The organism is Thalassoglobus sp. JC818 (genome assembly GCF_040717535.1).
Taxonomy (GTDB): Bacteria; Planctomycetota; Planctomycetia; order Planctomycetales; family Planctomycetaceae; genus Thalassoglobus.
Window position 1 is genome coordinate 1 of the sequence record NZ_JBFEFI010000026.1, and the last position, 7,162, is coordinate 7,162.

The 7,162-nt window shown below is 51.9% G+C and carries 5 protein-coding genes and 1 pseudogene; all 6 read left to right on the forward strand.

Annotation, left to right across the window (positions count from 1 at the left end):
- Positions 1-326: hypothetical protein (locus tag AB1L42_RS23715; protein ID WP_367062683.1), on the forward strand; the 326-nt coding region annotated here is incomplete at its 5' end.
- Between the two features lie 117 nt (positions 327-443).
- Positions 444-821, forward strand: a pseudogene (locus AB1L42_RS23720) (DUF1501 domain-containing protein); the annotation flags it as partial.
- A 304-nt stretch (positions 822-1,125) separates the two neighbouring features.
- Positions 1,126-1,566: a hypothetical protein gene (locus tag AB1L42_RS23725; protein ID WP_367062686.1), complete on the forward strand. Its 441-nt coding sequence runs from the start codon at positions 1,126-1,128 to the stop codon at positions 1,564-1,566.
- An 89-nt stretch (positions 1,567-1,655) separates the two neighbouring features.
- A complete protein-coding gene (locus AB1L42_RS23730) occupies positions 1,656-3,137 on the forward strand; it encodes an efflux RND transporter periplasmic adaptor subunit (protein WP_367062688.1) in 1,482 nt (493 codons plus the stop codon).
- Between the two features lie 46 nt (positions 3,138-3,183).
- Positions 3,184-6,324 carry an efflux RND transporter permease subunit gene (locus AB1L42_RS23735; protein WP_367062691.1) on the forward strand — a complete coding sequence of 1,047 codons (3,141 nt, stop codon included), beginning with the start codon at positions 3,184-3,186 and terminating at the stop codon, positions 6,322-6,324.
- A gap of 49 nt (positions 6,325-6,373) precedes the next feature.
- Positions 6,374-7,063 (forward strand): hypothetical protein, encoded by a 690-nt coding sequence (locus AB1L42_RS23740; protein ID WP_367062694.1) that lies wholly within the window; start codon positions 6,374-6,376, stop codon positions 7,061-7,063.
- Positions 7,064-7,162 lie beyond the last annotated feature (99 nt).

Here is a 7,162-nt window from a genome sequence, read left to right on the forward strand (position 1 = left end):
GGGAGTTGTCTCTAGAGTGGCCCGATCGTCCAACTGAACTAGCAGGCGGGCGAGTCTTTTTCCCCTCGCCTGAGCATCCAGATGTGTTAGTAAGTCTCGATTACACACGCTATCCACAGCGAGAGGTGGTAGGAATACTCGTGGAACGAGGTGAGAATGGGATCATTCGCTTCGACCTCGTACCGTCGACGGAGTTGAGTCTTGAATATCACCCAGATGGGACCAGACCGAAGAAATTTATATCAGGATTCGGGTACGAGTCGCCGCCTGTTGAATGGGTGTGTCAACTAGATGGTGCATGGTATCTGGTGGACTACGGCGATTAGCCCTGAAGATGCGATTAAGCGGCAAATATCAAACTTCCGTCTGCAGCAGGATAGATCGGTCGGTTTGATCACACTTCTGTTGTTCGACTTTCATTCCAACTGGAACTTCCCTTTCTGACCTCCGCCCTGATCGCTGACATGAAGCAGCGAGGCTTACTCGACAACAGTCTTGTTGTGTGGGCGACTGAGTTTGGGCGCATGCCATTACTTCAGGCGAATGGAACCGGACGCGATCACAGTCCGGGCGCGTTCACGTGCTTCATGACTGGTGTGTGGGTGAAGAAAGGGTTTAGCGACGGTGAAAGTGATGAGTTTGGTTTCAAAGCAGCTGTCGACCCGGTCAGCGTTTACGATTTCAGTGCGACGTTACTATACCTGATGGGCCTCGACTATGAACGACTCACTTTCTACCACAGCGTCACGTTCTATCATAGCGGACTCGAACGTCGATTAACAAACGTTCACGGACATGCCGTTGACGATGTCATCACTTAGTCAAAGTTGGAAACACAATTCTCCGAACTGTACCGGCAACGTCGAACTGCTTTTTCATCTGTCCTAGTATCGCTGGTTTTGATGCGGAACTGCGATTTGTGCGTTGATTGCTACCAGAAGTCAGGACAATCGCTTCCCAGCAAACTACCTCTTGACTGGCCGATCTCGTGAAGATGAGAGTCGGTCTCAGTTGCTTCAGCTCTCGAAATCTCGGGTTTTCAGATATTGGCAACAATTCAAACCGGAAGTAAAATCAGTGATGAGCGAGTGTTGAACTGAAACCCAGCAAAACTAGCTGTCACTGATGCATCCACTGTTTCGAAAACTGAAACCAGCCGAACACTTCGTAGCGACCATGTTGCTCGTCGTGATGGTTTATCAGTTGGGAGCCTGTCCGTGCGGATGTGTGGAGCACAACGTGTGGGCTCAACTGCTGGGCATTGATTCCGACCACGATCGAAATCTCGCTTCAACAGTTTTGGACGGCAAGAGCAGCGGTGTTCTTGTTGGAGAAAACGAAGATCAGCATGACTGCTCTGGTGAAGCGAGAGCGCAGTATTTCAACAATATTCGCGTGACATCTTTGCAGGAAACCTTCGCTGCTGATCTCCTCGTTGCGTGGATTGCCGTTGCAATCTTCTCGCTCGCTTCAGCTGCTGCTGCTGTTAATCGATCTCGGAGCGAATCGCCGCCAGTGTTCGCTGCTGCGCTGTGCCGTCCTGCGCTTCAGGTTTACCGCTTATAAAGAGTCTCAGCGACCGTCGTGCTACTCGTCACAAATCTTGTGACTGAAGTGGCTTCTTCCGTTCGGTTCATCTTCCCTGAGATTGCTTTATGTCTCGTTTTACATTTCTGCGTGCAGGCGTGCGCGCGATTGTTTCGTCTGTCGTTCTTACTTGCCTCTTTGCAGCGGGCGCTGCTTCCGGACTGTGGTTCTATCCGCAAGTTTTTCCGACAGCTACCGACTTACACGACGACGATGATCACCACGAGTTGGATCATGTTGAAAGCGAGGACCACGACGGTCATGAAGAGGAAGATCATGTCGCTCTCTCCAAGCAAGCATTTGAGAACTTGAGTCTTCGACTAGGTCATCCAGAGACCGGGGACTACTGGAAGTCGATTCTGGTGCCGGGAAAAGTCGTTGAGATTCCTGGTCGAAGTGATCTGGCGGTCTCGGCTCCAGTGGCTGGCGTGATTGAATCCGTCAGCGTGATTCCCGGAGAAAATGTTCCGATGGAATCGCCACTGTTTGAAATTCGTCTGACCGACGAAGCTTTGTTGGCAGCGCAGGCCAAGTACCTCGAAACACTTACACAGGTCGAAGTCGCTCAGCAGGAAATCGAGCGGCTCGCTCCATTGTTCGATTCCGGTGCAGTCTCAGGAGCGAAGAAGCGAGAACTGGAATACGCGGTCAAACAGCTTGTCGCCAAGCAGGCAACATCGCTGCAAGAGTTGCGCGGACGTGGCATGCCGGAAGACCAAATCGAAAGACTGCAGCGCGACCGGACGTTGGCTTCAACGCTTTCCGTCTTTGCACCAAAGTTCGTTCGCGAATCACAAGACACGCAATGCACGGCGACCGGCTATTCGATTGAGAACCTGCTTGTTCACCCCGGCAAGTCGATCACAAGAGGCGAGTCACTTTGCACAGTTGCCTACCACGAGAAACTATATGTTGAAGGAACTGCGTTCGAAGTTGATCTTCCGGTGCTGAAACGAATTGCCCACGAAAGATGGATGATTGCAGCTGAAACCGCTGTTGATTCTCACGGAGCATCAGACACGACGCCGCTGCAGCTGGAATTGTTACGTGTGGACAACCATGTTGATGAAGCATCGCAAACAGTCCGATTCTTCATGGAGCTTCCCAACGAAGTCACGCAGAATTTGGTCGACGAAGGACATCAATTCGAGCAATGGAGATTTCGCCCGGGACAGCGTTTGCACCTGCGACTGCCTGTCGAGCGTTGGGAAAATCAGATCATCCTGCCCATCGATGCGGCCGTGATCGACGGTCCGAACGTCTTCGTCTTCGCGGAACATCATCACGATGAAGATCATGATGAGGCCGAACAAGCCACTGATGAACATTCTGCTGACCACGACGACGACCATGAACATGAAGTCTTCATCGAACTTGAGCCAGTACCTGTTCGACTGCTCCACCGAGACGACAAAGACGTAGTGATCGCGCACGATGGGCAACTGCACGATGACGAACGGATTGCCTTGAACCATGCCTACAAGCTGTATCTCGCGATGAAAATGCAAGCGGGCGGCGGTGGCGGACATCATCATCACCACGATCACTAATTCTCGGCTACTCGCTCTTCCTCGTCATCTCACTCAGTGCAACGTCATGCTCAATCACATCATTCAATTTGCTCTGCAAAACCGCTTGATCATTCTCTGTGGAGCGATCGCAGTCCTTGTTGCTGGCAGCATGGTCACCGCGACACTGCCCATCGACGTGCTTCCGAATCTGACTCGACCACGCGTCGTCATCGTCACCGAATGTGAAGGACTGGCACCAGAGGAAGTGGAGCAACGAGTCACATTTCCGCTGGAAGCCACGATCAACGGCGCAGCTGGTGTCATCGCAGTGCGAAGTTCGTCAGACATTGGATTGTCTGTCATCAACGTCGAATTCGACTGGGGCACCGACGTTCAGACAGCGCGGCAGATTGTTCAGGAACGCATGTCGCTCGTCTCAGACCAGCTTCCAGACGACGTAACACCACAGATGGGGCCGCGATCTTCCTTGCTGGGGCAGATCGTGCTGGTCGGGATGTGGAGTGAAGACGGAACAACTTCCCCGATGGAACTACGAACACTGGCCGATTGGGTTGTGCGTCAACGTCTAAGAAAGATCCCCGGCGTCTCTCAAGTGATCACGATGGGCGGTGAACGCAAGCAGTACCACGTTCTCGTCGATCGCCACAAGCTGCATCACTTCGAAGTCAATTTGTCCGATGTTGAGGAGGCTTTGCGAGCAAGCAACAACAACGTGACAGGTGGATTCATGGCACGTGATGGAAAGGAACTTCTGATACGCGGGATCGGCCGTTTTGAGACGGAAGAGGAAATTCGCAATACCGTGATCCGTGATGATGGCGACCGACCTCTGCTACTGGGACATGTTGCAACCATTGACGAAGTGGCGCAAACAAAACGCGGAGACTCTTCCGTCAACGGTCGTCCTGCCGTCGTGTTGACAATTCAAAAACAACCGAAGGCCGACACAAGATTAGTCACCGAAGCAATTCGCGAGGCTTTGATTGAACTGGAACCTTCACTCCCGTCAGATGTTCGGCTACAGACGACTTACGAACAGCGAGAGTTCATCGATCACAGCGTGCACAACGTCATTGATGCTCTTCGAGACGGGGCTGTCTTAGTTGTCATCGTTCTGTTTTTGTTCCTGTTCAACTTTCGTACGACCTTCATCACACTGACAGCGATTCCCCTGTCAGTTCTCGTCACCGCCCTTGTGTTTCGATGGCTTGGACTTTCGATCAATGTCATGACTCTGGGCGGCCTAGCGGTGGCACTCGGTGAACTGGTCGATGATGCGATCGTCGATGTCGAAAACATCTTCCGTCGACTGAAGCAGAACGCGAAGTCTGAATCACCCCAATCAGTCATCAAGGTGATTTTCAATGCAAGTGTCGAAGTTCGAAACGCAATCATTGTCAGCACAGTCCTGGTAGTAATCGTCTTCGCCCCCTTGTTTGCTTTGACAGGCATGGAAGGACGACTGTTCACGCCGCTTGGCATTGCTTACATCGTTTCGATCTGTGCCTCGACGATTGTCTCTCTAACCGTCACACCGGTCCTGTCCTACTACTTACTACCGAATGCGAAGGTCACCACGAGGGAGAAAGACGGATTCATCCTGCGTTTGCTCAAAGCAATGTTCCGACCTGCGATTCGCTTCAGCATGAAACCCTCTGGACTCACTTTCTCTCTGACCGCTCTCGGTGCAAGCTGCGTCGTGGGAGGCATGATCGCGTATTCAATGGGTCGCGATTTCCTTCCGCCATTTGATGAAGGAGCGGCACAAGTCAACTTGTTCGCGCCGCCGGGAACATCGCTGGATGTCAGTCGAGAACTAAGCCATATGGCTGACCAGAATTTGCAGAAACTTGTCGCTACCGACGAAAACCCCACTGCCCCTCTCCTCTGGTTTACCTGCCGTACAGGACGCGCTGAACAAGATGAGCACGTCATGGGCGTGAACACTTCGGAATACGTTATTACGCTCAATCCAGACAGCGGTCTGTCACGGGAAGAAGTGATCGAAGCCCTACACGAAGCGGTGGAACATGTTCCCGGAGTCGAAACAGAAGTTGAGCAACCGATCGCTCACCTGATCAGCCATATGCTTTCAGGGGTGACTGCTCAAATCGCGATCAAACTCTATGGCGACGACCTGGAAGTGTTGCGTGAAGAAGCTGAACACATCAAGGAAGCCATCGAATCGATCGACCGCATTGCTCCCCCAATCGTCGAACAACAACAGCCAACGCCGCAGTTTCGCGTCGATCTAAAACACGACATGCTCGCGCACTATGGTGCAAATTCTCACGCCGTCAATCACTTCATTGAAACAGCGATCCATGGACAGGAAGTTTCACAAATGATCGACGGCCAACGTTCGTTCGACATTGTACTGCGACTCGCAGAATCGCAACGTCGAGACCTCGATAACCTTCACCGTATGCCGATGGAACTTCCCAACAGAAAAATCATTCCGCTGAGTGCCGTCGCGAATGTGTACGAGGCTGCCGGACCGAACACGATCAACCGCGATGATGGACGACGAAGAATCGTCATTCGCGTCAACACCATGGGGCGCGATGTCGGCAGCGTGGTCGGCGAAATCAAAGACAAGATCGCAAGTGACATTAAGTTACCCGAAGGATACTTCGTGACTTACGCCGGACAATTTGAGGCGCAGCAGCAGGCGAACTCACGCATTCTCTGGCTCAGCGGACTCGCGCTCATTGCTGTCGTCGTTGTCCTCTATTCGACTTACAACTCTTTTAACATTGTTTTTCAACTGCTTATCGCCGTTCCGGCTGCTTTCGTCGGCGGGATCTTTGCACTGTATTTCACCGGTCAGACTTTCTCGGTCGCAGCGATGGTGGGCTTCATATCGCTAGGTGGAATCGCAGCACGTAACGGCTTGCTTTTGATTTCAACCTATATCGAGCAAATGGAAGAGCTACAAATTAGCGAAGATATCATTATCAGCGGAAGCCTCGATCGACTGGCTCCCGTTTTGATGACAGCCCTGACAACGGGACTCGGACTGGTGCCACTCGTTATCGGAGGTCACCTTCCGGGCAAGGAAATTCTGTTCCCCGTCGCCACTGTGATCCTCGGTGGCCTGATTACAGCCACGTTCGCCGAGTTTCTGATTCGTCCCGGCCTTTTCTGGCTCTGTCACCCCGAACCCAAAGTTCTCACCGAAAACTCGTACTCGAAGATCGACTAGATGTAACTCGCTCCTCTCAATTTTTTCTCAGCAAGCAAGGGATCAAACAATGCGTACCATCGTTTTGTGTATCACGACACTCTCGCTAGCAGCCGTCGCTTGTTCTCAGGAAGTCACTCAAAGCGACAGCAAGTCGGTCGCCGACTCGACAACAAGTCGAAACAGCGATCCTGACGCATCGCCCAAATCGAACGATGACAATGCCGACAACCACCACAAGCAACGGCTCGAAGTGGCACAGGGCAACGGACCAGGTTTTCGCGGAGGGCGTGGATCCGGTGGAGCTGGAGCGGGTGGATTCCGATCTGACATGACGACGATCCACTCCATGTTCGCTGACCGAAGTAAGATCCGTCGCACGCTCAAGATGTTGCCCAATGGTGCAGACGCTTTGACCGAATCAGATGATGAAAAGATCACTGCACTGCTTCAGGACCACGTCCCCAATATGGACAGTCGCGTGCTGATGAACCAACCACTTCCCCCAATGACCTTTCATCCCGTCTTCGTCGGCCTGATCAAAAATGCAGACAAATACACTTTAGAATACGAAGAGACTGAGAAAGGTGTGAAAGCTTCGTACCGATCCGATGATCCGTACGTTGTGATGCTGGTTCAGGAACACGCCAAACTCGTCAGCCGATTCATCAAAAACGGACACAGCGAAATTCATGCAGAGTACGAACTTCCGAAGTTGATCGAGAAGAAAGCAGACACTGAAGAAGAACAACCTCACTGAAGCGACAACAGTGTCAAGAAATGGAGAAAGCTTGTAAATTAAATACGCAGGAAAATTCGGTTAGAATTAGCTAACACTTGAATTCATCTGATGTCCTAG

Bases quoted from the DNA above. Each gene is read 5' to 3' on its own strand.
- AB1L42_RS23725 (WP_367062686.1), top strand. From the start codon at position 1,126: ATGCATCCACTGTTTCGAAAACTGAAACCAGCCGAACACTTCGTAGCG.
- AB1L42_RS23730 (WP_367062688.1), top strand. From the start codon at position 1,656: ATGTCTCGTTTTACATTTCTGCGTGCAGGCGTGCGCGCGATTGTTTCG.
- AB1L42_RS23735 (WP_367062691.1), top strand. From the start codon at position 3,184: ATGCTCAATCACATCATTCAATTTGCTCTGCAAAACCGCTTGATCATT.
- AB1L42_RS23740 (WP_367062694.1), top strand. From the start codon at position 6,374: ATGCGTACCATCGTTTTGTGTATCACGACACTCTCGCTAGCAGCCGTC.